23 protein-coding genes are annotated in these 24169 nt (G+C 46.8%); 22 read left to right on the forward strand and 1 reads right to left on the reverse strand.

The window, feature by feature from the left end:
• The first annotated feature begins 34 nt into the window (after window positions 1–34).
• The 16 genes from hisZ (at window position 35) to gatB (ending at window position 14672) form a co-directional block, all read left to right on the forward strand.
• Window positions 35–1231 (forward strand): ATP phosphoribosyltransferase regulatory subunit, encoded by a 1197-nt coding sequence (gene hisZ / locus RUMCAL_RS08040; protein WP_021682228.1) that lies wholly within the window; start codon window positions 35–37, stop codon window positions 1229–1231.
• Entirely contained in the window at window positions 1232–1867 is a 636-nt protein-coding gene (gene hisG / locus RUMCAL_RS08045) for an ATP phosphoribosyltransferase (protein ID WP_021682229.1), read from the forward strand.
• A 5-nt stretch (window positions 1868–1872) separates the two neighbouring features.
• Window positions 1873–3171, forward strand: a complete 1299-nt coding sequence (gene hisD, locus RUMCAL_RS08050) for a histidinol dehydrogenase (RefSeq protein WP_040647620.1) — start codon at window positions 1873–1875, stop codon at window positions 3169–3171.
• Window positions 3171–4100 (forward strand): restriction endonuclease, encoded by a 930-nt coding sequence (locus RUMCAL_RS08055; RefSeq protein ID WP_021682231.1) that lies wholly within the window; start codon window positions 3171–3173, stop codon window positions 4098–4100. Before hisD ends, RUMCAL_RS08055 begins: the two co-directional genes overlap by 1 nt.
• Window positions 4101–4121: 21 nt before the next feature.
• Window positions 4122–4703 carry an imidazoleglycerol-phosphate dehydratase HisB gene (gene hisB, locus RUMCAL_RS08060; protein WP_021682232.1) on the forward strand — a complete coding sequence of 194 codons (582 nt, stop codon included), beginning with the start codon at window positions 4122–4124 and terminating at the stop codon, window positions 4701–4703.
• A gap of 2 nt (window positions 4704–4705) precedes the next feature.
• On the forward strand, window positions 4706–5314 hold the full coding sequence (gene hisH / locus RUMCAL_RS08065) for an imidazole glycerol phosphate synthase subunit HisH (RefSeq protein WP_021682233.1): 609 nt from the start codon (window positions 4706–4708) through the stop codon (window positions 5312–5314).
• Window positions 5311–6039 (forward strand): 1-(5-phosphoribosyl)-5-[(5-phosphoribosylamino)methylideneamino]imidazole-4-carboxamide isomerase, encoded by a 729-nt coding sequence (gene hisA / locus RUMCAL_RS08070; RefSeq protein ID WP_021682234.1) that lies wholly within the window; start codon window positions 5311–5313, stop codon window positions 6037–6039. Before hisH ends, hisA begins: the two co-directional genes overlap by 4 nt.
• A gap of 3 nt (window positions 6040–6042) precedes the next feature.
• Window positions 6043–6798, forward strand: a complete 756-nt coding sequence (hisF, locus tag RUMCAL_RS08075) for an imidazole glycerol phosphate synthase subunit HisF (protein WP_021682235.1) — start codon at window positions 6043–6045, stop codon at window positions 6796–6798.
• A gap of 23 nt (window positions 6799–6821) precedes the next feature.
• Window positions 6822–7187, forward strand: coding sequence for an SdpI family protein (locus tag RUMCAL_RS08080; protein WP_021682236.1), 366 nt, complete (start codon window positions 6822–6824; stop codon window positions 7185–7187).
• Window positions 7174–7521, forward strand: coding sequence for a phosphoribosyl-AMP cyclohydrolase (gene hisI / locus RUMCAL_RS08085; protein ID WP_021682237.1), 348 nt, complete (start codon window positions 7174–7176; stop codon window positions 7519–7521). Before RUMCAL_RS08080 ends, hisI begins: the two co-directional genes overlap by 14 nt.
• Before the next feature lie 211 nt (window positions 7522–7732).
• A complete protein-coding gene (locus RUMCAL_RS08090; RefSeq protein ID WP_040647568.1) occupies window positions 7733–8500 on the forward strand; it encodes a hypothetical protein in 768 nt (255 codons plus the stop codon).
• Between the two features lie 137 nt (window positions 8501–8637).
• Window positions 8638–9318, forward strand: coding sequence for a sporulation protein YunB (gene yunB / locus RUMCAL_RS08095; protein WP_021682239.1), 681 nt, complete (start codon window positions 8638–8640; stop codon window positions 9316–9318).
• A gap of 119 nt (window positions 9319–9437) precedes the next feature.
• Window positions 9438–11441, forward strand: a complete 2004-nt coding sequence (gene ligA / locus RUMCAL_RS08100) for an NAD-dependent DNA ligase LigA (RefSeq protein WP_021682240.1) — start codon at window positions 9438–9440, stop codon at window positions 11439–11441.
• A gap of 33 nt (window positions 11442–11474) precedes the next feature.
• Complete coding sequence (gatC, locus tag RUMCAL_RS08105; protein WP_021682241.1) at window positions 11475–11744, forward strand: Asp-tRNA(Asn)/Glu-tRNA(Gln) amidotransferase subunit GatC; 270 nt, start codon at window positions 11475–11477, stop codon at window positions 11742–11744.
• Between the two features lie 13 nt (window positions 11745–11757).
• Complete coding sequence (gene gatA, locus RUMCAL_RS08110) at window positions 11758–13218, forward strand: Asp-tRNA(Asn)/Glu-tRNA(Gln) amidotransferase subunit GatA (RefSeq protein ID WP_021682242.1); 1461 nt, start codon at window positions 11758–11760, stop codon at window positions 13216–13218.
• Window positions 13219–13235: 17 nt separating this feature from the next.
• A complete protein-coding gene (gene gatB / locus RUMCAL_RS08115; RefSeq protein WP_021682243.1) occupies window positions 13236–14672 on the forward strand; it encodes an Asp-tRNA(Asn)/Glu-tRNA(Gln) amidotransferase subunit GatB in 1437 nt (478 codons plus the stop codon).
• 120 nt (window positions 14673–14792) lie between these two features.
• Here gatB and RUMCAL_RS08120 read toward each other — a convergent pair whose 3' ends face one another.
• Window positions 14793–15770, reverse strand: coding sequence for an RluA family pseudouridine synthase (locus RUMCAL_RS08120; protein ID WP_021682244.1), 978 nt, complete (start codon window positions 15768–15770; stop codon window positions 14793–14795).
• A gap of 219 nt (window positions 15771–15989) precedes the next feature.
• Here RUMCAL_RS08120 and RUMCAL_RS08125 point away from each other — a divergent pair, with 219 nt between their 5' ends.
• The 6 genes from RUMCAL_RS08125 (at window position 15990) to tpiA (ending at window position 24159) form a co-directional block, all read left to right on the forward strand.
• Window positions 15990–16763 carry a JAB domain-containing protein gene (locus RUMCAL_RS08125; RefSeq protein ID WP_051343749.1) on the forward strand — a complete coding sequence of 258 codons (774 nt, stop codon included), beginning with the start codon at window positions 15990–15992 and terminating at the stop codon, window positions 16761–16763.
• A 23-nt stretch (window positions 16764–16786) separates the two neighbouring features.
• Window positions 16787–18751 carry an excinuclease ABC subunit UvrB gene (uvrB, locus tag RUMCAL_RS08130; RefSeq protein ID WP_021682247.1) on the forward strand — a complete coding sequence of 655 codons (1965 nt, stop codon included), beginning with the start codon at window positions 16787–16789 and terminating at the stop codon, window positions 18749–18751.
• A 3-nt stretch (window positions 18752–18754) separates the two neighbouring features.
• Window positions 18755–21580, forward strand: coding sequence for an excinuclease ABC subunit UvrA (gene uvrA, locus RUMCAL_RS08135; RefSeq protein ID WP_021682248.1), 2826 nt, complete (start codon window positions 18755–18757; stop codon window positions 21578–21580).
• A 268-nt stretch (window positions 21581–21848) separates the two neighbouring features.
• The gene (locus RUMCAL_RS08140) at window positions 21849–23063 is read left to right on the forward strand and encodes a phosphoglycerate kinase (protein ID WP_040647570.1); all 1215 of its coding nucleotides are present in this window, start codon (window positions 21849–21851) and stop codon (window positions 23061–23063) included.
• Window positions 23064–23161: 98 nt separating this feature from the next.
• Window positions 23162–23395, forward strand: coding sequence for a hypothetical protein (locus tag RUMCAL_RS08145; RefSeq protein ID WP_021682250.1), 234 nt, complete (start codon window positions 23162–23164; stop codon window positions 23393–23395).
• Window positions 23392–24159, forward strand: coding sequence for a triose-phosphate isomerase (tpiA, locus tag RUMCAL_RS08150; protein WP_021682251.1), 768 nt, complete (start codon window positions 23392–23394; stop codon window positions 24157–24159). The genes RUMCAL_RS08145 and tpiA overlap by 4 nt, the downstream gene beginning before the upstream one ends.
• Window positions 24160–24169: the final 10 nt, after the last annotated feature.

Here is a 24169-nt window from a genome sequence, read left to right on the forward strand (position 1 = left end):
TTATAGTAGCATACTAAAGCATTAGGAGAGCTGTATGAGAAAATATGATTTGATTACCCCTGAGGGGACAAAAGATTTTTTATTTGAAGAATGTTATGTGCGTCGTGAAATCGAGCAGAATCTACATGACTTGTTTCACAGCAAAGGCTATTCGGAACTTACTACACCGGGATTGGAATTTTTCGATGTGTTCCAGTCAGAATCCGGTCACTATCCGCAGGAACGACTGTATAAGCTGACCGACAGCAAGGGACGCTTGCTGGTACTCCGTCCGGAATCTACCATGCCGATTGCACGCGTCACAGCAACCCGTCTGCGAGATGCATCATTACCGCTGCGACTGTGCTATACTCAGTCAGTGTATCGCTTTGAACCTGCACTCAAAGGCAGAAGCGATGAAATCACACAGGCAGGTATTGAACTACTGGGTTCATCTTCCTATCTGGCAGATGTGGAAATGATTACCACAGCCATTGAGGCACTGGATTCGTTCGGCAGTGACCATGTGAGCTTCTCTTTGGAACTGGGTGATGCCGGTGTATTTAAGGAACTGATGCGGGAACTGCATGCCACACCGGAAGAACGGGAAAATATCCGTTATTTGATTGAAACAAAAAACTATCCGGCATTGAACGACGTGCTGGACACCATGGATGATGTGAAAGTTGCTGCTGCACTGAAGAAACTGCCGGCACTGTTTGGCGGTGAAGAAGTGTTTGAAAAGGCTTCACAGCTTTATTCCAATCAGCGAATCGATGAAATCCTTATGGATCTGAAGAAACTGTATAATGACATTTCCACCGTAATCGGAAAAGGTCGTCTGACTGTCGATCTGGGTATGGTCAATAATGCTGACTACTATACCGGTGTCATCATCAAGGGCTATCTGGAAGGCTACGGAGAAGAAGTACTCTCCGGCGGACGGTACAATAAACTGCTGTCTGATTTTGGTTATGACATTCCGGCAACCGGCTTTGCAGTCAATGTCGATGCTGTGGCAAATGTCCGCATGAAGGATCGCCCTGTTGTCCTGAAGCCGGCAGATGCTGTCATTTTTGCAGCAACTGGCTATGAAATGAAAGCCGCAAAGGTTTCACAGGAATTACGCAGCCGCGGACAGGTTGTTGAATTTGCATTCTTCGACAGTCTGGAACTGGTGCGGGAATATGCACGGGAAAATAAAATCGGAAAAGTCGTTGTTGTAGATGAAGAAATTACGGAGGTAGAATAAATGGCAAAGCCGCTTAGAATTGCATTGACAAAAGGCAGACTGGAAAAAGATACTGTCGGACTGCTGGAACGGTTGGGCTATGATTGTACCGCTGTACGAGAAAAAGGTCGCCGCCTGATCCTGCCGATTCCGGACGGCAACATGGAAGTCGTTCTGGCAAAGGCAAATGACGTCATCACCTATGTAGAACATGGCGTTTGTGATATGGGCGTTGTGGGAAAAGACACCATTATTGAAATGCAGGGCAAATTTTTCGAACTGGTTGATTTGGGATTTGGCAGATGTAAATTTGCTCTGGCATGCAAAAAAGGAACAGATTTTTACAGCGGCTTCGGCGTAAAGTGCATTGCGACCAAGTATCCAAATGTTGCACGCCGCTTTTTTGAAAGCAAAGGCATGGACGTTGATATTGTAAAAATTGAAGGTTCCGTGGAACTGGCACCGCTGCTGGGACTGGCAGACGGCATTGTAGACATTGTAGAAACCGGCGTTACCCTTCGAGAAAACGGCTTGGAAGTGGTAGAAGATGTCGTTCCGATCTCTGCACGTCTGATTGCCAATACCGTTAGTCTAAAGCTGCGGCAGACAGAAATTGAAGCTTTGATTCAGAAAATTGAGGAGGCTTTATCAAAATGATTACCATGAAAACCATTAACGCCAGCGATCTGGCACAGCGTGATGCATTTTTCACCAGCTTGGACAAGCGTACCGGTGAAACCAACCAGCGTGTTACGGAAACTGTCAGCGAAATTATCCGCACAGTCAAAGAGGGCGGCGATCAGGCAGTCAAAAATTACACCTTGAAATTCGACGGCAGTTTGCCGGAATATTACGAAGTGCCCCGCGATGTCATCAATGACGCAATGACAGAAGCTGATCCGGCATTTGTAGATGCCATGCTGAACGCTATTGAAAATGTTCGCGATTTCCACCAGCGTCAGGTACAGGAAGGCTTTATCCACGCACTGCCGAATGGTGTGATTCTGGGACAGCGTGTCCGCGGTCTGGAACGTGTTGGTCTGTATGTGCCGGGCGGTACGGCTGCTTATCCCTCCAGCGTTATCATGAACGCAGTGCCGGCAAAAATTGCTGGCGTTAAGGAAATTATCATGGTAACACCGCCCTGCAAGGACGGCACACCGAATCCGGATATTCTGGTAGCAGCCGGACTTTGTGGGGTAGACCGTGTATTCCTCTCCGGCGGTGCACAGGCAATTGCAGCACTGGCTTATGGTACAGAAGAAATCCCGAAGGTGGATAAAATTGTCGGACCAGGCAACATCTTTGTGGCAACTGCCAAGAAGCTGCTGTACGGTGTTGTAGATATTGATATGATCGCAGGTCCCAGTGAAGTTCTGGTTATGGCAGATGAAACCGCTGACCCGAAATTTGTTGCCGCAGATCTGATGTCACAGGCAGAGCACGACGTACTGGCTTCTGCAATTCTGGTAACTACCAGTGCAGAACTGGCAGAAAAGGTACAAGCAGAAATCAATCGTCAGGTGCAGTATCTTTCCCGCAAGGAAATCATTGAGAAATCGATGAATGAATATGGTGCAGTTCTGCTGTGCAATACCCGTGAAGAAGCCACTGTTCTGGCAAATATGGTTGCACCGGAACACTTGGAAGTACTTATGGAAAGCCCCATGGAACTGCTGGGAGCACTGGACAATGCCGGTTCGGTATTTCTGGGAGCATATGCATCGGAACCGCTGGGCGATTACTACGCTGGTCCGAACCACGTTCTGCCCACCAGCGGAACGGCACGGTTCTTCTCTCCACTGGGCGTACAGAGCTTTACCAAACGTTCCAGCTACACCTACTATACCAAGGACGCTCTGCATGCAGCTAAGGACGATATTGTGCTGATTGCAAACAAGGAAGGCCTGACCGCACACGCCAATGCAATTACGGTGCGGTTTGAGAAGGAAGAAAAGTAATGGCAATTCCAAAATATTTTGAATTTTTTGCTCCTGTTATGGAATGCCTATTAGACGAAAAAGAACATTCTACAAAAGATATTCGTAATTATTGTGTGAGTTATTATTCCATAACAGAAGAAGAACTACAAGAAAGATTAACTAGTGGACAATACAAATACAGCAATAGAATTGCATGGGCAGAGATATACCTAAAGAATGCAGGTCTTATTGAAAGTCCAAGCCGATCAAAATATATAATCACAACATTAGGGAAACAAGCTGCAAAAAATGGAGTACAAAATATAACTCTCGAATATCTTACACAATTTGAATCTTTTCGCCAATTCAAAGGAGAAAAAGAGCAAAAATCAATAGCTAATTCTATGGACAACTCCACTTGCAATGATAGCGAATCTCCTGAATTAAGTTTGCAAGATCCTCAAGAACAGTTAGATACTATTAGTCGCCAACTTAATGAAAGTCTTGCTATTAACTTGATGCAAAAAGTTTTAAAAATGTCTCCTTATGATTTTGAAAAATTAGTTGTTCAGTTGTTGGAGAAGATGGGATATGGAGAACCTAGTGTTACAAAAAAATCGGGCGATGCTGGCATTGACGGTTCAATAAAAGCAGATAAATTTGGGTTTGATACAATTTATGTGCAAGCCAAACAATGGAAGCTAGATTCTACAGTCAGCAGACCAGAAATCCAAAAGTTTTTAGGTGCATTAGTTGGAAAAGGTGCTTCTAAAGGTTTGTTTATTACGACAGCGAAATACTCAAATGAAGCAATTCAACTTGCTAATCAAAAAATGCCACAAAAAATTGTTTTAGTAGATGGCGATATGCTAATACATTTAATGATTGAATATAATCTCGGTGTTCATATTGAAACAATATATGAGTTCAAACAGATTGATGATGCTTTCTTTGACGATGATGACTAAAAAGTATAGGGAGGAATCCATATGCGGCAAGCACAACTTGCACGAAAGACCAAAGAAACAGACATACAGGTAGCCGTAAAACTAGACAACATAGGAACTGCCAACATCGATACCGGCATCGGCTTTTTTGACCATATGCTAACAGCACTGTCTGTTCACAGCGGCATCAGCATGGACATTGCCGTAAAGGGTGACCTCTATGTAGACGGACACCATACTGTAGAGGACACCGGTATTGTTCTGGGAAAAGCACTGGGCGAGGCACTGGGCGATAAGTCTGGTATTACTCGTTACGGCAGTGCATTTATTCCCATGGACGAAGCTCTGGCATTTTGCAGTCTGGACATCAGCAACCGTCCGTTTTTGGTATTTCAGGGGACGTTCACCAATGCCATGATCGGACAGTATGATGCCTGCCTGACGGAAGAATTTTTCCGTGCCTTTGCATTCAACGCCGGCATTACGCTTCATGTGAATATGATGTATGGCTCTAACGATCACCACAAGTGTGAGGCAGCATTCAAAGCCGTTGCCCATGCCTTAAAAACCGCGGTAACCCCGCTGGAAGCAGGAAAAACCTTGTCCACGAAAGGAGTGCTGTAAACATGATTGCCATTATCGACTACGGTGCCGGCAATATTTTCAGTGTAAAAAATGCACTGGACTATCTGGGATTAGCTGGCGAACTGACTTCTGATCCGGAAGCAATTCGCAAAGCAGATGCATTGATTTTGCCCGGCGTAGGGGCATTCCCCAGTGCCATGCAGATGCTGCACGACAGCGGATTGACCAACATCATTCAGGAAGAAGCTCACAAGAAACCTTTTCTGGGAATTTGTCTGGGTATGCAGCTGATTTTTGAAAAAGGATACGAATTTGAAGAATGCAACGGTTTGGGGCTGATCCCCGGCAAAGTAGAAAAAATCGTTGCTCCGGATATGGTGATCCCACATATGGGCTGGAACAAGCTGGAAATGCAGCATGACTGTCCGATTCTCCGAAATATGCCGGAAGAATCCTATGTGTACTTTGTTCACTCCTATCAGGCGGTAGTGCCAGACGAATATCTGGCAGCCTATGTGGAATACGGACCAGCAAAAATTCCGGCAATGGTCTATGACGGAAAAACGGTTTACGGAGCCCAGTTCCATCCGGAAAAAAGCGGAGAGATCGGGCTGCAAATTCTGCGGAACTTTGGAGGGCTGATTCAATGATTATTTTACCAGCAATCGATATTAAAGACGGCAATTGTGTTCGCCTGTTCAAAGGTGATTTTTCCACAGTAGAAAAAGTAGCAGCGGATCACATGGAAACTGCCAAAGGATTTGAAGCGGCAGGAGCATCATGGATTCACATGGTAGATCTGGACGGTGCCAAAGAGGGCAGACCGGTAAACCAGCATATTTATGAAGATGTTGCAGCAAAGACCGGATTGAAAGTAGAAGTCGGCGGCGGTATCCGAAATCTGGAAACCATTGACACTTATCTGAAAAGCGGTGTAGAACGTGTCATTCTGGGCTCCGCAGCATTGAAAAATCCACAACTGGTAAAAGATGCAGTACAAAAATTTGGCAGCCAGCATATTGCAGTGGGAATCGATGCCAAGAATGGCATGGTTGCCACAGAGGGCTGGCTGGAAGAATCTGACACAGATTATATTACGCTGGCGAAAGAAATGATTGCAGTAGGCGTACAATATTTTATCGTAACCGATATTGCGAAAGACGGCACGCTTTCCGGTGTCAATCTGAAACAGCTGAAAGACTTGCGAGATGCAACCAACAGCAATTGCAACATCATTGCCAGCGGCGGTGTGCATACAATTAAAGACATTCGCGGTTGTAAGGAACTTGGACTGTATGGCACGATCTGCGGCAAGTCGATCTATAAAGGCACACTGGATCTGAAAGAAGCCATTGCTTTGGCGGAAGGGGTGTAACATATGCTGGCAAAACGAATTATTCCTTGTCTGGACGTGCGAAACGGAAAAGTGGTCAAAGGTGTAAACTTTGAGGGAATCAAAGATGTTGGCGATCCGGTAGAATGTGCCTACGCCTATAACCAACAGGGTGCAGATGAAATTGTCTTTTACGATATTACTGCGTCTTACGAGGGCAGAGGCGTGATGCTGGACGTGGTACGGGAAACAGCAAAAAAAGTTTTCGTTCCGCTGACCGTTGGCGGCGGCATTAAAACCGTCGATGACATTCGTGAAACACTCCGTGCCGGTGCAGATAAAGTTTCTGTCAATTCACAGGCAGTGCAAAATCCTCAGCTTATCAAAGACGGGGCAGACATTTTCGGCTGCCAGTGCATTTGCGTGGGAATTGATGCCAAGAAAGTCGGCGAAAATCAATGGACAGTTTTCATTAACGGTGGCCGTGTAGACATGCACTTGGATTTGATCGACTGGGTAAAACAGTGCGAACAGCTGGGTGCCGGAGAAATCTGCCTGAACTCCATTGACACAGACGGTGTTCGCGGCGGATTTGATTTACCAATGCTGAAGGCGGTTTGTGATGCTGTACAAATTCCGGTTATTGCCAGCGGCGGTGCCGGAAAGTTGTCCGACTTTGCAGAAGCATTTCTGAAAACTGGTTGTTCCGCAGCACTGGCAGCATCGTTGTTCCATTTCCGCGAACTGACTGTACAGGAAGTCAAGGCAGACTGCCGTGCAAAGGGAATTCCTATGCGATAACGATTTGAGGAGAACATTGCACTATGATTTTTCTCATTTTCTGCGTACTTTGTATTCCTATTATTCAACTGATAGGTGGCTGGTGCATGCGATACCACACACCAAAGAAAATCAATAGCTGGATTGGCTATCGCACCACAAATGCAACGAAAAATGCAGATACATGGAAACTTGCCAATCAGTATTGCGGCAAGCTTTGGCTGATGATCGGAACAGTTTCGCTGATTCTTTCTGCGATTATTAGTTTTAGCTGTCTGTTCTTTTCCAAAAAAATTGCCGCCATTTTGATACCGGGAATGATTAGCGTACAGACACTTGTACTTCTGCTGACAATTCCTTTTGTAGAAGCCAAATTAAAAAGGGAGAACACTTCACATGATAAAAATTGACATCAACGATCTGGACAAATATTTCCAGAAAGGTGAACTGATTCCGGCAATCGCATTTGATGTGGATACTAAAACCGTACTGATGCTGGCATACATGAATCGGGAAAGCTTACGGAAAACACTGGAAACCGGATACACATGGTACTGGAGCCGTTCCAGACAGGAACTTTGGAACAAGGGTGCCACCAGCGGGCACTTACAGAAAGTCATTTCTATTTACAGCGACTGCGACAATGATACGCTTTTGCTGAATGTCAAGCAGACCGGTGTGGCATGCCATACCGGCTCATACAGCTGCTTTTTCAATGAAATGTACCAAAGCGAAGAAGACTGACATTTTAGAAAACGCTACATATAGCTGCATATATAAGATATGCATACAAATCTGTCAGAACAGGCTCTTTCTTAATCCAAGTCGAAAAATGCCGTGCAGGACAAATCCTGTGCGGTTATTTTTTGGACGGATAGTCACAAATGGGAGAACTCCTGAATACACTGTAGAGAAGCATTTATCATGCTTGACAGTGATAAAAGGAGGTTTCGCTATGAACCAGCATCATTCTTTGCCGGAATCGTGTGCAAATACAGTTCCGATCAAAGTCAACCGCGTGTTTGACAGCTGCAGCGACAGAGATTGTTTCTCAAATATCCAGATTCTCATGGACGGAGGAGCACTGCCGGAGAATATTACAATGGTCAAAAGCCGGTGCGTTCGTGTGTCCGACATCTGCATGAATATTGAACCAGTACCGTTCAACCGCGGGTTCTATTCTATTGACTTGACCTATACGTTTCGGATAGAATTCATGGCATATGAACGGGCATGCAGCAGTCCTGTGCTCCTGACCGGAACAGCCTATGCCAGCAAAAATGCGATTCTCTACGGCGGTGAAAGCAACACTCAGACATTTTTCAGCAGCGAAGAACAGCTGGGAGATACCAATGCCTGCTGTGAAACTGTAAATCTGCCCACAGCAGCTGTACAGGTCGTTGCTCCTATCGCATTGGAAGCCAGAATTGGTTCTGTTTGCGGCTCTGACGGCACAACACCAGTTCGCACAGTTATTATGACGCTGGGACTTTTCTCGGTTGTAGAAGTTTTTCGTCCCGTAACCATTCTGGTGCCCACGTATGAGTACACCATTCCCGCAAAGGAATGTCATACCGACACCGAATCTCCCTGTGCTGTTTTTGACAAGATTCGGTTTCCGGCAGAAGAATTTTCACCGTCGGCACTGGACACCATTCCCAAAGAGAAGTGCTGCGGCTGCAATGAACTAACAGAAAACGACGAAAATTCTACATTGGAATAAACAGACAACACCGCCCAGAGCTCGCCTAAGGGCTTTGCACAATTTTTATGTGGTGTTGCCTTTGATCTTATCCAACGCGTACAGGCAAACGGGCGGCAGTTTTGTCGCCCGTTCCTTATTTCAAAGGGGTTTCTCACATGCGAAAACAAGTTTACCGGAAACGCCGTACTCATATCCGTTCCCTGCTCCTTTTTGGAACGGCTATATGCTTACTGCTGGCATTTCTGCTTCGCATAGACCATGCGATCCGTCCCAATCTCTGTGCAGTTTGTGAAAGCGAAACCAAACAGTTTACCGCCGGACTAATGGCAGACAGCATTGCAGAAGTGTTGCAAGATCAACAGATGAAAAATGTCAGCTTTGCTGAACTGACATACGATGCCGCCGGCAATGTCACTACAATGGAAACCCGAACAGACCAGATCAATCGGCTGCAATCTGCAATCTACCGCAACGTACAGCAGCACTTGGAGCAGTGCCGTGATGCAGAACTTGAGGTTTCTCTGGGAACTGCATCTGGAGTCTGGATTTTTGCCGGACGGGGTCCGCACGTTTCTGTGCGGCTTCTGCCGGTAGGGCATGCTTCCGTGAAACTCATCAGTACAATAGAATCTGCCGGCATCAACCAAACTTGCCACACCATACGAGCAGAGGTAACTGCGGAAGTACAGACAGCCATTCCCTTCGCACAGACCACAACAAAAACCACCTATGCATGTCTTCTCTCGGAAACTTTAATTGTCGGAACCGTGCCGGATTCCTACATGGAATTTGAAAGCACGTTGGATTCTGGCGAAAAACAGGATTTCAGAGAATAAAGCATGAAATATTTGTAAAAGGTCTAGCATATGACGCGTTTTTGTGGTATAATAAATTGTGTGCCAAAAAAAATGCAGAGCCGCTTTCTGTGGCTCTGCCACACAAGGAGTGTGACCGAATGGACGAAGCAACAGCAAAACAGCGTATGGCGGAATTACAACAGCGGCTGGAACGCTATAACGAAGAATATTATGTACAGGATGCCCCGTCTGTAACAGACTATGAATACGATATGCTTCTACGGGAACTGGAAACATTGGAGCAGCAGTATCCTCAGTTTGCCGCAGCCGATTCGCCAACCAAACACGTTGGCGGAACAGCGTCCCGCACATTTGAAAAGGTGCCGCACACCGTACAGATGATGAGCTTGCAGGACGTATTTTCCTATGAAGAAATGAACGCTTTTGTACAAAAGTGTCAGGAGGAACTGGAGAATCCAGAGTTCAGCGTAGAGCCGAAAATCGACGGATTATCCGTATCGCTGGAATATACCAATGGCGTATTCACTCGTGGTTCCACCCGCGGGGACGGCTTTGTAGGGGAAGATGTAACAGCAAATCTCATGACGATTGCCAACATTCCCAAGAAGCTGGAACACGCTCCGGCATTTCTGGAAGTCCGCGGCGAAGTATATATGCCGCGAAAAAGTTTCGCTGCATTAGTGGAGCAACAGGAACTGAACGGAGAAACACCGGCAAAAAATCCCCGCAACGCAGCCGCTGGTTCACTGCGGCAGAAAAACGCCGTAGTCACTGCACAACGCAGTCTGGATATCTGGATTTTCAACATCCAGCAGATCGACGGAGAAATTCTTTCAGAACACATTGAATCGTTAGAGTATCTCCGGAAGTTAGGCTTCCCTACAGTTATTCCACACAGCAAACCTTTACGAACCGCAGAGGAAATTCGTGCGGAAATTGCTGCAATCGGTGAAGCCAAGCTGCATTACGCCTATGACACAGACGGCGTAGTTGTCAAAGTGAATTCCTTTGCACAGCGAGAAGAAATGGGAGCGACTTCAAAAGTCCCGAAGTGGGCAGCCGCTTTCAAGTTCCCGCCAGAAGAAAAAGAAACCACACTGCGGGAAATACAGTTGAGTGTAGGGAGAACCGGTGTGATTACACCAGTGGCAATTTTCGATCCGGTACAACTTGCCGGAACCGAAGTAGCACGTGCCACTCTGCACAATCAGGATTTTATCACCGAACGAGATATTCGTCTGGGTGATACCATTGTGGTTCGTAAGGCAGGGGAGATCATTCCGGAAGTACTTCGTGTCAAGTGTCATGCAGAAGGAGCTTTACCGTATCAGCTGCCCAATGCTTGTCCGGTGTGTCATACGCAGGCAGTACGCGATCCGGAAGAAGCTGCCATTCGCTGCCCGAATCCAGATTGTCCGGCACAGTTGATGAAACGCATGATCCATTTCGTTTCCAAAGATGCCATGAACATCGACGGACTGGGACCGCAGAATCTGGCTGCCTTGCAGGAAAATGGTCTGGTGCATTCTGTGGCAGACTTGTATTCACTAACAAAAAAGGAACTGACCGAACTGGAACGCTTTGCAGAAAAATCTGCGGAAAATCTGGTTCGTGCCATTGCCGCTTCTAAAGAAAATTCTTTGGATCGTCTGGTGTTCGCACTGGGTATTCGCGGCATTGGTTCCCGTGCGGCAAAATTGCTCTGTGAACGATTTCCAACTATGGACGCACTGCTGCACGCAACGGCAGAGGAAATACAGGAAATTGACGGTTTCGGAGAAACCATGGCAGAAAGTGTCGTAAAAGCACTGTCAGAGCCGCATATGCTTCAACTGATTACACACCTGCGGGAAGCAGGCTGTAATATGACCTACCACGGAACGGTGGTAGAAGATCATCGCTTTGCCGGTATGACCTTTGTACTGACCGGAACGCTTTCTACTATGAAACGCAGTGAAGCCAAAGAATTGGTGCTGCGTTACGGCGGAAAAGTCAGCGGCAGTGTTTCGAAAAAGACAACTTTTGTGGTGGCAGGAGAAGCCGCCGGCAGCAAGTTGGACAAGGCAAACGAACTGGGTATTCCGGTTCTTAGCGAAGAAGAATTTCGTCAGAAAATTTTGGAGAACGCAGAAACAAAATAGATTCTTGCGTGCTCTGTGAAAGGAACGATAACCATGAAAATTGATATTGCACATATTGCAAAACTTTCCCGACTGCATATCGAGCCGGAGAAAATGGACAAGTTTGAAAAAGATATGGCTGCCATTGTAGATATGGTAGACCGTCTGCCGGACGTGGAAGACGAACTGACACTGGACGCAGAACACCCCATGAAATTGCGGGAAGATGTTGCGGTGGAACATAAATTCCGCCGTGAAGAAATGCTGGCAAATGCACCAGTGGTACAGTCTGGCTGTCTGGTTGTTCCGAAAACGGTAGAATAAGGAGGAGATACACATGAAGCTGTATGAGAAAAATGCCGCAGAACTGTCTGCAATGCTGCAAAAAAAAGAATGCAGTGCAGTTGAACTGACGCAGGACGTTCTGGAACGTATCGAAGAAAAAGAATCTGCTGTCGGTGCCTATGTAACACGTTGCGAAGATTGTCTGGATCGGGCAAAGGCAGTAGACGATGCACGTGCTGCCGGAAAAGAACTGCACCCGCTGGCTGGTATTCCAATTGGCATCAAAGACAACATTTCCACTAAAGGAATTCGTACTACCTGTTCTTCCAAAATGCTTGGAAACTATGTGCCGCCTTTTGATGCAACAGTAATGCAGCCGGTTCGTGAAGCTGGAATGGTGATCACCGGTAAGATGAACATGGACGAGTTCGCCATGGGTTCTTCCACGGAAACTTCCTATTTCCACACTACACATAATCCGCACAATCTGGAGTGCGTACCAGGCGGTTCGTCTGGCGGCAGTGCCGCAGCAGTAGCTGCCGGTGAAGCAATCCTCACACTGGGTTCAGATACCGGCGGATCGATTCGTCAGCCTGCTTCCCTCTGCGGTGTTGTAGGACTGAAGCCGACCTACGGCAGCGTTTCTCGTTATGGTCTGGTGGCATTTGCTTCCTCTCTGGATCAGATCGGTCCGTTCGGAAAGTCGGTCAAAGATGTTGCCCTGCTGCAAAGCCTGATTCAGGGACATGACAACATGGACGCCACTTCTGCATATCGGACATACACTAATCTGTATGACAATCTGAACGGCAACGTACAGGGTCTGCGTATCGGTGTTCCGAAAGAATATTTCGGTGAGGGTATCGATGCAGAAGTCAAGACTGCTGTGCATGCTGCGATCCAGCTGCTGGAGCAGAACGGTGCTACTGTAAAGGAAATTTCTCTCCCCAGCACAGAATATGCGATCAATACTTACTACATCATTGCTTCTGCTGAAGCTTCTTCCAATCTGGCAAGATTTGACGGTGTAAAGTATGGCTTCCGTGCAGAAAATTATGATGGTCTGACAGACATGTATGAAAAGACCAGAAGTGAAGGTTTTGGCGATGAAGTAAAGCGTCGGATTATGCTGGGCACATTCGTGTTAAGTTCCGGTTTCTATGATGCGTACTATAAAAAAGCAAAACTGGTACAGCGTCGCATCGGTCAGGAATTTGCAGCAGCATTTCAGGATTGTGATGTAATTCTGACACCAACTGCACCTTCTGCCGCATTCAAGATCGGTGAAAATATTGGTGATCCGTTGAAAATGTACTACAGCGATGTCTGCACAGTCACTGTCAACATTGCAGGTCTGCCGGCTGTCAGTGTTCCCTGCGGAAAGTCTGCTTCCGGTCTGCCGCTGGGTATGCAGCTGATCGGTAACAAGTTTGCAGAACAGACCATTCTGAACGCAGCATATGGTTATGAACAGCTGGTCGGCGGATTTCACGCCATTGCAGAAACCCTTTGAGCAGGAGGAAGAAATCAATGAAAGATTATGAAATTGTCGTTGGACTGGAAGTCCACGCAGAACTGAATACCAAATCTAAAATTTACTGCAACTGCCGTAACGCATTTGGTCTGGAAGTCAACACACAGGTTTGCCCTGTCTGCATGGGCATGCCGGGTACATTGCCGACACTGAATGAAAAAGTGGTAGAATATGCAATCAAAATGGGACATGCTATGCACTGCCAGATCAACGGTGTTTGCAAACAGGACAGAAAGAATTACTTCTATCCGGATCTGCCGAAGGCATACCAGATTTCTCAAGCAGAAGTACCGCTTTGCGGAAAGGGTTATCTGGACGTTATGGTAGACGGACAGATGAAGAGAATTGGCGTAACCCGTATCCATATCGAAGAAGATGCCGGAAAGCTGCTGCATGACGAGTCTTTCTCTGGTTCCCTGGTCGACCTGAACCGCTGCGGCGTGCCGCTGATCGAAATCGTATCCGAACCGGATATTCGCAGCAGTGCCGAAGCCAAGGCATATCTGGAAACCATCAAATCAATTTTGCAGTATCTGAACATTTCAGACTGCAAGATGCAGGAGGGTTCCATTCGCTGCGATGTCAATGTTTCTGTTCGTGAAAAAGGTGCAACCGAATTTGGTACCCGCTGTGAAATGAAAAATGTCAACAGTTTCAGTGCAGCTGTTCGCGGCATCGAATATGAGGCAAAACGCCAGATAGAAATTCTGGAAGCCGGCGGTACCATTGCACAGGAAACCCGTCGTTGGGACGATGTCAAGGGTATGAGCATTGTTATGCGTTCAAAGGAAGATGCTCAGGATTACCGGTATTTCCCGGAGCCGGATCTGCTGACCATTGTAGTGCCGGAAGAAAAGATTCAGGCACTGAAGGAAAGTATTCCGGAATTGCCGAATGTAAAGCTGCAGCGGTATGTTTTCGACTTCGGTCTTTCCCAGACAGATGCCACACTGATTGCAGAAGACATTTCTCGTTCTAAGATGTTCGATGCCTGCGTTGCACTGGGCACCTGCAAGCCCAAGAGCATCAGCAACTGGATTCTGGCAGATATTGCAAAGTATACCAACGAAACCGGAAAGTCTATTGAAGAAACAGCTCTGACACCAGAACATCTGACTTCTTTGATTGAGCAGGTGGAAAAAGGCGTTATCTCCAACGCTTCTGCAAAGAAAGTGTTTGCTGTAATTGTAAAAGAAGATAAGGATCCGCTTGCCATTATCGAAGAAAAGGGCATGAAGCAGAATTCGGACACCGGCTTCTTGGAACAGCTGGCAAAGGACGTACTGGCTCAAAACGAAAAGTCTGTAACCGATTACAAAAACGGAAAAACCAATGCACTGGGCTATCTGGTCGGTCAGTGTATGAAGGCATCTAAGGGCAAGGCAAATCCGGGTATTGTCAAGGAAATTGTCACCAAAATGCTAAATGCATAATCACACATTCGAAAGCACATGATAGAATGCATTTTCTATTTCATGAGAATACATTCTAAAAAATCAAGGCAACAGCATACGATTTGTATACTGTTGCCTTGATTTGCAACTGGATTCAGTTTAAAGCTGTACTTTGGGAAATTCTTTTGTCATGAACGGCGGTGGCGGTGTCTGCACTGTCAATCCATTCAAATCGGCAAGGCAAGAATCCGCATCTGTTTCCAACTGTAATTGATATGCCCACAGCAACTGATGCTTACAGCGGCAGGCACGGTTTTCCCGCATGTTGCCATACTTGGTATCTCCCAGAATCGGCGTGTGAATATGTGCCAGATGTGCACGAATCTGATGCGTTCTGCCGGTAATCAAATCCACTGAAAGTAATGCATGACGTTCATTGGAAGCAAGCACCTCATAACCAGTGATGATTTCTTGAAATCCTTCTTCCGGTGTGTCACGAACCGTGACTGTATTATGGCTGGCTGACTTCTTATGCCAGCCGTAAAGCGTCGCTTTCCGCTCCTTTGGTGTACCGACAGTGACACAGAGATATTTTTTGTGTACCTTGTTTTCACGAATCAAACGGTTCACTTCCCGCAGTGCCGCAGCAGTTTTGGCAGCAATGACAATGCCACCAGTATTTCGGTCTAAACGATTGCAGAGTGCCGGTGTAAAACTTTGTTCCTGCTCCGGCTGATATGCACCGTTTTCGTACAGATAGTGCAGTACGCGATTGATAAGAGTATCCGGAATCTGTCGGCTGTCACAATGCACCACCAGACCAACTGGCTTATTTACCAGCAAAATTCGCTCATCTTCGTAGAGGATTTCCAGTTGGTTCGGTGCCTGCAAAAATTCCGGAACACCACTGCGTTCTTCTTCTGTTTTGATAGCAAAATAAGAATCGCTGACAAACAGTGTCACCACATCGCCGGTCACCAACCGCTGATCTGGTGTACAGCGTTTTCGATTCACTTTAATGTGCTTGGTACGAATCCACTTGTAGCAAAGACTTTTTGGCAGTTCCGGCAACGTTTTTTGTAAAAAGCGATCCAGACGCTGGTCGCTGTCGTTTTCCTGTATGCAAAATTCTCTCATGGTTGTAAATTGCTGCGAAAGCAGCACTCCTTTTTCTGTTATTGATTCTATTATAGCATATTTTTGCTTAAAAGAAAAGGGCTATAAGCGTGCACACATGAATTTTTATGGCAACACCGTACAAAGCTTGTGTGTAAGATGCGTAGTCAGATTTTTTGGCAATATGACAGCTTTGTGTAGTGTTGCCTTGTATTTTACCTGATGATAGGAGGCTTTATCATGGAACAGTCTAAAAAAGAAATCCAGAATCTGAAACAACCTGCGGACAAGCGGAACGTTTCGAATTCGGATACTGCTGTTTCCAAGAAAAAACACAGTCATGCCGGTCATCGGGAACGCATGCGGCTTCGTTTTCAAAAAAGCGGCTTGGAAAGTTTTCAGCCACACGAGATTCTGGAATTGTTGCTATTCTATGCTTTGCCGCGAGTAGACACAAATCCCATTGCACATGATTTGATTGCAGAGTTTCATTCACTTTCCGGTGTGCTGGACGCGGATATACAGGATTTAAAACGTATCAATGGCATCAGCGAAAACGCAGCCATATTTCTGAAGTTGCTTCCGCAGCTTTGCCAGCAGTACCAGTTGGATAAACTGCGGGAACATGTTGCGTTAGACAGCACACAAAAATTGTGTGCCTATGTGCAGGCAAAACTTTCCGCGACAGTGGAAGAAAAGGTGCTTCTGCTCTGTCTGGACGAGCACTTGCATTTGCTGCACTGCGAAACAATCTCCACCGGCACTGCACAAAGAGCCGCACTGGATACACATCGCATTGTGGAATGTACAATACGCATGCGGAGCAGCCGTGTAGTGCTGGCACATAATCACCCGCAGGGACAGGCAGCCTTTTCTGATGCTGATCTGTTTGCCACCCAACAGCTGCGGCGGATAATGGACAGTATGCAAATACAACTGTTGGATCATATTGTATTGGGAAAACAGGGAGATACAATTTCCATGCGGCAAGTCATGGGCTGGAGCGATTCATAAAATGCTTTGAAGGAGGGAACCAAATGGATCATTTTGATTTGCATGCACCATTTTCGCCTACCGGTGACCAACCGGAAGCGATTGCCAAACTGGTACAGGGAATTCGGGACGGTGACCACGAGCAGACTTTACTGGGCGTTACCGGTTCCGGTAAAACGTACACCATTGCCAATGTCATCGCACAGGTGAACAAACCGACTCTGGTGTTGGCTCACAATAAAATTCTGGCAGCACAGCTTTGTTCAGAGTTTCGGGAATTTTTCCCGAATAATGCCGTAGAATATTTTGTGTCCTATTACGATTACTATCAACCGGAAGCCTATATTCCCAGCACGGACAGCTATATCGAAAAAGACTCCTCGATCAATGACGAGATCGACAAAATGCGGCACAGTGCCACAGCGGCACTGGCAGAGCGAAAAGATGTCATCATTGTCGCCAGCGTTTCCTGTATCTATTCCCTGGGCAGTCCGGAAGAATATCGTTCCATGATGGTTTCTATTCGTGTGGGAATGGAAAAGTCCAGAGATCAACTGATTGACCAACTAGTTGCAATTCAATATGAACGAAATGACATCAATTTTGTCCGCAATAAATTCCGCGTTCGCGGCGACGTAGTAGAAATCTTTCCGGCATCTTCCACTGACAAAGCAATTCGCGTAGAATATTTCGGAGATGAAATTGACCGCATCTGCGAAATCAATGTGGTTTCCGGAGAAGTTACAGCAACCATGCAGTATGCGGCAATTCTGCCGGCATCGCATTATGTTGTGGGAAGCGAAAAAGTGACCAAAGCTGTCAAAGAAATACGTCAGGAGATGCTGCAACGGGTGGCGTGGTTCTCCGCCAATCACAAACTGATCGAAGCACAGCGAATCCAACAGCGTACACAGTACGACATGGAAATGCTGGAGGAAATCGGTTTTTGCAGCGGCATCGAAAACTATTCTCGTGTATTAGCCGGCAGACCGGCAGGCAGTGTACCCTATACGTTGTTAGATCACTTTCCGGAAGATTTTCTATTGGTGGTCGATGAAAGTCATGTGACACTGCCGCAGGTTCGTGCCATGTACGCCGGCGACAGAGCCAGAAAGCAAACGCTGGTGGACTATGGATTCCGGCTGCCCAGTGCGTTCGACAACCGCCCGCTGAATTTCGAGGAATTCTACAGCCATGTGCATCAGGCAATCTATGTCAGTGCAACCCCCGGACCATTTGAAAAAGAGCATTCTGTACAGACCGTAGAACAGGTGATTCGCCCCACCGGTTTGCTGGATCCGGAAATCACTGTGCGTCCGGTAGACGGACAGATTGAAGATTTGTTTTCAGAAATCAATCTCCGTGCAGAAAAAAATGAGCGTGTACTTGTTACAACACTGACTAAAAAGATGGCAGAAGACCTGACGGCTTATTTGGAACGTATGGGCGTTCGGGTTCGGTATCTGCACCATGATATAGATACTGTAGAACGTATGGAAATTATCCGCGATCTGCGGCTGGGAGAATTTGATGTGCTGGTTGGCATCAACCTGCTCCGTGAAGGGCTGGACATTCCGGAAGTTTCTCTGGTAGCCATTCTGGATGCGGATAAGGAGGGGTTCCTGCGAAGTGAAACCTCTATGATCCAGACAATCGGACGTGCCGCACGAAATGCACACGGACAAGTTATCATGTACGCCGACGAGATAACCGGTTCTATGGAACGGGCAATCACAGAAACAGAACGCCGTCGTGCCAAGCAGCAAGCCTATAATGAAGCACACGGCATCATTCCGAAAACCATTCAAAAAGATGTGCGTGATGTCATTGAAATTACCACAAAAACAGAAGTGGAAAAGAAAACAACTGGCAAGAAGTTACGCGGCAAAGAAAAACGTGCATTGATCGAACAGCTGACTGCCCAGATGAAAGAAGCTGCAAAATTGTTGGAATTCGAACACGCCGCATATCTGCGGGATAAAATCAAAAAGCTGGAGGAGGAACAATAATTCATGTTGGATAAAATTGTTGTACGCGGTGCAAGAGCGAACAATCTGAAAAATATTGATGTGGAGATCCCACGGGATAAACTGGTAGTCATGACCGGACTTTCCGGCTCCGGAAAATCTTCTCTGGCATTTGACACCATCTTCGCAGATGGACAGCGTCGCTATATGGAAAGTCTCTCGTCTTATGCACGGCAGTTTCTGGGACAAATGGAAAAGCCTGATGTGGACAGCATCGAAGGCTTATCGCCGGCAATTTCCATCGATCAGAAAACCACTTCCAAAAACCCGCGTTCCACAGTGGGAACCGTAACTGAAATCTATGATTATCTCCGTCTGCTCTATGCCCGTATCGGCATTCCTCATTGTCCTGTCTGTGGCAGAGAAATTAAACAGCAGTCTGTTGATGAAATTGTAGACCGCATTCTGGCACTGGAGGAGGGAACACGAATTCAACTTCTGGCACCCATTGTCCGCGGGAAGAAGGGGCAGCATCTAAAAGCATTAGAAACGACAAAGAAGTCTGGTTATGTTCGCGTTCGCATAGATGGAAATCAATACGATTTGTCTGAGCAAATCACGCTGGAAAAAAATAAAAAGCATACCATTGAAATCATTGTAGACCGACTTGTAGTAAAGCCGACAATCCGTCCGCGACTGACTGACAGTCTGGAAACAGTGCTCGCTTTGACAGGGGGATTAGCAGTTGTAGACGTGATTGGCGGAGAAGAAATGCTGTTCTCACAAAGTTATGCTTGTCCGGAACATGGCGTTTCCGTCGAAGAACTGACTCCTCGTATGTTCTCTTTCAACAATCCATTCGGAGCGTGTCCGCACTGTACCGGTTTGGGCGTATTTCAGGAAATTGATCCGAAGCTGGTGGTTCCGAATCGTGACTTGAGTATTCGTCAGGGTGCTATTAAGGCAGTGGGGTGGAATAGTCTGGACGACAATTCCATTGCTATGATGTATTATCAGGCAATCTCCGAAAAATACGGCATTTCTTTAGATGTTCCTGTAAAGGAACTCTCCAAGGAACAGCTGAACTTATTTTTGTACGGCACAAAAGAAGATCCACTGTTTCTGCATCGCACCACAGCCGGCGGCAGAACTGAGGGATTCCGTGCTCCGTTTGAAGGTGTAATTCCCAATCTGAAACGACGATTCGCAGACGGCGGGGAATGGGCAAAGGAAGAAATCAGCAGTGTGATGAGTGATGTAGCTTGTCCGGTGTGCCACGGCAAACGTTTGAAGCCGGAAGTACTGGCGGTTACAGTTGGTGACAAAAACATTATCGATCTGACTGAACTTTCCGTTACAAAAGCACTGGACTTCTTTGCTCAGCTGCAATTAACAGAACGGGAGCAATTTATTGCCGCACGAATCGTAAAGGAGATTCGGGAACGACTGGGATTCCTGAATAATGTGGGACTGGAATATCTGACACTTTCCCGCAATGCCGGTACGCTTTCCGGCGGCGAAAGCCAACGTATCCGCTTGGCAACACAAATCGGTTCCTATCTAATGGGCGTACTGTATATTCTGGACGAACCCAGTATTGGATTGCATCAGCGGGATAACGATAAATTAATTGATACGCTGAAACGTCTGCGGGATTTGGGCAATACGCTGATCGTGGTAGAACATGACGATGACACCATTCTGGCAGCAGACTATGTGGTAGACATCGGTCCCGGTGCAGGAATTCACGGAGGAAATGTTGTCTATTCCGGTGATGTTCAGGGATTGCTTGCCTGCGAAAAATCGATTACCGGTCAATATCTCAGCGGGCAGCGAAAAATCCCGCTTCCCAAGGGACGCCGTACCGGAAACGGAAATATGCTAACCATTCATGGTGCAAGAGAGCATAACTTGAAAAACATTGATGTTTCCATTCCTCTTGGTGTATTTACCTGTGTAACTGGTGTTTCCGGCTCTGGAAAGTCCTCGCTGGTCAACGAGATTTTGTATAAATATCTGGCGGCAAGGCTGAACCGTGCAAGAACCCGCCACGGAGATTTTGACAGCATGGAGGGAACGGAGTTTCTGGACAAGGTCATTGACATTGACCAGTCTCCGATTGGACGGACACCTCGTTCCAATCCAGCAACCTATACCGGTGTATTTACCGACATTCGGGAACTGTTTGCCAAAACCAATGATGCCAAAGCCAAGGGCTATACCGCAGGACGATTCTCTTTCAATGTCAAAGGAGGCAGATGCGAAGCATGTCAGGGCGACGGTATCCTGCGAATTGAAATGCACTTTCTGCCAGATGTTTACGTTCCCTGCGAAGTCTGCAAAGGAAAACGCTACAATCGAGAAACGCTGGCGGTAGAGTACAAGGGAAAGTCTATTTATGATGTACTGGAAATGACAGTAGATGAAGGCGTGGTATTCTTTGAAAATCACCCGAAAATTGCCCGAAAGTTGAAAACGCTGCAGGAAGTAGGACTGGGCTATCTGAAAATCGGTCAGCCGGCAACCACGCTCTCCGGCGGGGAAGCACAGCGTGTCAAACTTGCAACAGAACTTTCCAAACGTCCCACCGGAAGAACCATTTATATTCTGGACGAACCGACTACTGGCCTGCATACTGCCGATGTACACCGTCTGATCGAAGTACTTCAGCGTCTGACTGATACTGGGAATACTGTTGTAGTAATTGAACACAATCTAAATGTTATCAAGGTGGCAGACTGGATCGTAGATCTCGGACCAGAGGGAGGCGACCGCGGCGGCACCGTCGTAGTCAGCGGTACACCGGAACAGGTAGCAGCCTGTGCAGATTCTTACACAGGCAAGTACCTCAAGCCGTATCTGGAAAACTAAGGGAAACGTTGGAGAGAGTCAATCCACCTGCAAATTTTCCCGCAAAACTGGCGGATTTCCAAAAAAATCAGATTTTCCCACAATAGATTTTGGGCTTTTTAGAAAATCTCACGGAAAAGCTTGCAAATTTTTGTGAAATGGTGTATAATAAAACTGTATGAAATGCACCAACCGCATTTCAGAAAAATCGTTAAATTTCAGGCTGTATCGGATAATATATGAATTTCCCTTTCACGATGCAGTCTATCGCAGAAAGGATGTCAAACAAATGGCAGAGTTAAACAAGGTATCTGTAGACGATCTGAAAGTGACCGGCAAACGTGTTCTGGTTCGCGTGGACTTCAATGTTCCGATGAAGGACGGCGTTATCACAAATGATAACCGTATTCAGGCAGCACTGCCGACCATCAACAAGCTGGTTTCTGAAGGTGCAAAGGTAATTCTGTGCTCTCATCTGGGCAAGCCGAAGAATGGTCCGGAGGAAAAGTTCTCTCTGAAGGCTGCTGCTGCTCGTCTGGCTGAACTGGTTTCCGCAAAGGTTACTTTTGTTCCGTCTGATGTTGTTGTAGATGATACTGTAAGAACTGCTGTAGACAAGATGCAGAACGGTGAGATCGTTGTTCTGGAAAACACTCGTTTCCGCAAGGAAGAAACCAAGAACATCGAATCCTTCAGCAAGGATCTGGCTTCTATCGCTGATGCATTTGTTATGGACGCATTCGGCAGTGCACACAGAGCACACTGCTCCACTGTCGGCGTAACAGAATTCGTAAAGGAAACTGCTGTCGGCTATCTGATGCAGAAGGAGATCAAGTTCCTCGGCAATGCTGTTGAAAATCCGGTTCGCCCGTTCGTTGCAATTCTGGGCGGTGCAAAGGTTGCAGATAAGCTGAACGTTATCTCCAACCTGCTGGAAAAGTGCGACACCCTGATTATCGGCGGCGGTATGGCTTATACCTTCCTGAAGGCACAGGGCTATGAAGTTGGTACTTCTCTGGTAGATGACACCAAGATCGACTATTGCAAGGAAATGCTGGAAAAGGCAAAGGCAAACGGCAAGGCTCTGTTGCTGCCGGTAGACACCGTAACTGCTTCTGAATTCCCGAACCCGATCGATGCTGCAATCGAAGTTGTTACCTATGATTCCAACAAGATTCCGGCAGACAGAATGGGTCTGGATATTGGCGAAAAGACACAGGCTCTGTTTGCAGATGCAGTTAAGACTGCAAAGACTGTTGTATGGAACGGACCGATGGGCGTATTCGAAAACCCGATTCTGAACAAGGGTACTGTTGCTGTTGCACAGGCTCTGGCAGATACTGATGCGACCACCATCATCGGTGGCGGCGACTCCGCAGCAGCAGTAATGCAGCTGGGCTTCGCAGACAAGATGAGCCACATTTCCACTGGCGGCGGTGCATCTCTGGAATATCTGGAAGGCAAGGTTCTGCCGGGCGTTGCAGCAATCGCTGACAAGGACTAATCAAAATAAGAACGCAGCTGTTTTGTGCTGCTGCAAACAGGAGGATTCTGTGAAAATGGAAACCTCCGTTTGTGCTGTCTTGGGAAAGGAATGATACCATGAAAAAATGGGAAGTGCAGGATTCTGTCAAAAATGCGTTTTTGAATCCGGCTGCTGCATTTGCACTGGGTGCTTTTTGCGGTCTGGCGATTGGAATGCTCTGTATGCCTTTTTCCAAAGGCATCGTCATCGGCAGCTATAATGGAAGCAACAACAAGGAATCCCACGAAGAAGGGGATTATATTACAGATGCAGAAGCATCAGAATCATCAGAAAAGAGGAATTTGTCATGAACAAGGCACTGAGAAAGGCAATTATTGCCGGCAACTGGAAGATGAACAAGAACCGCAAGGAAGCAGCAGAGCTGATCAACGCTCTGAAGCCGATCGCAGCTGACAAGACCTGTGGTGTTATCATTTGTGTACCGTTTACCAATCTGGAAACCGCACTGTCCCTGACTGAGGGCACAAATATCGAAGTTGGTGCAGAGAACGTACATTTCGAAAAGAGTGGTGCATTCACCGGCGAAATTTCCGCTGATATGCTGACCGAAATGGGCGTAAAGTATGTCATCGTTGGTCACTCTGAACGTAGACAGTACTTCGGCGAAACCGATGAAACTGTAAATAAGCGTACTACTGCTGCAATTGAAGCTGGCATGACCGTTATTCTGTGCGTTGGTGAAACACTGGCAGAACGGGAACTGGGCATCACAGAAGAAGTTGTTGCAAAGCAGGTAAAGGTTGCTCTGCACGGTCTGACTGCAGATCAGGTAAAGAATATCGTTATCGCTTATGAGCCGGTATGGGCAATTGGCACTGGTAAGACTGCTACTGCAGAACAGGCTGAAGAAGTTTGTGCATTTATCCGTGCAACTGTTGCTTCTCTGTACGATCAGGCAATTGCAAACGGTATGACCATTCAGTACGGCGGTTCTATGAACGAAAAGAACTGTGCAGAACTGCTGGCAAAGGAAAACATCGACGGTGGTCTGATCGGCGGTGCTTCTCTGGTTGCTGAAAAGTTCGGCGTACTGCTGGCAGAAGCTTCTAAGTAAGCTAAAATTT

Origin of the sequence: Ruminococcus callidus ATCC 27760, assembly GCF_000468015.1 — a bacterium.
Lineage (GTDB): Bacteria > Bacillota > Clostridia > Oscillospirales > Ruminococcaceae > Ruminococcus_C > Ruminococcus_C callidus.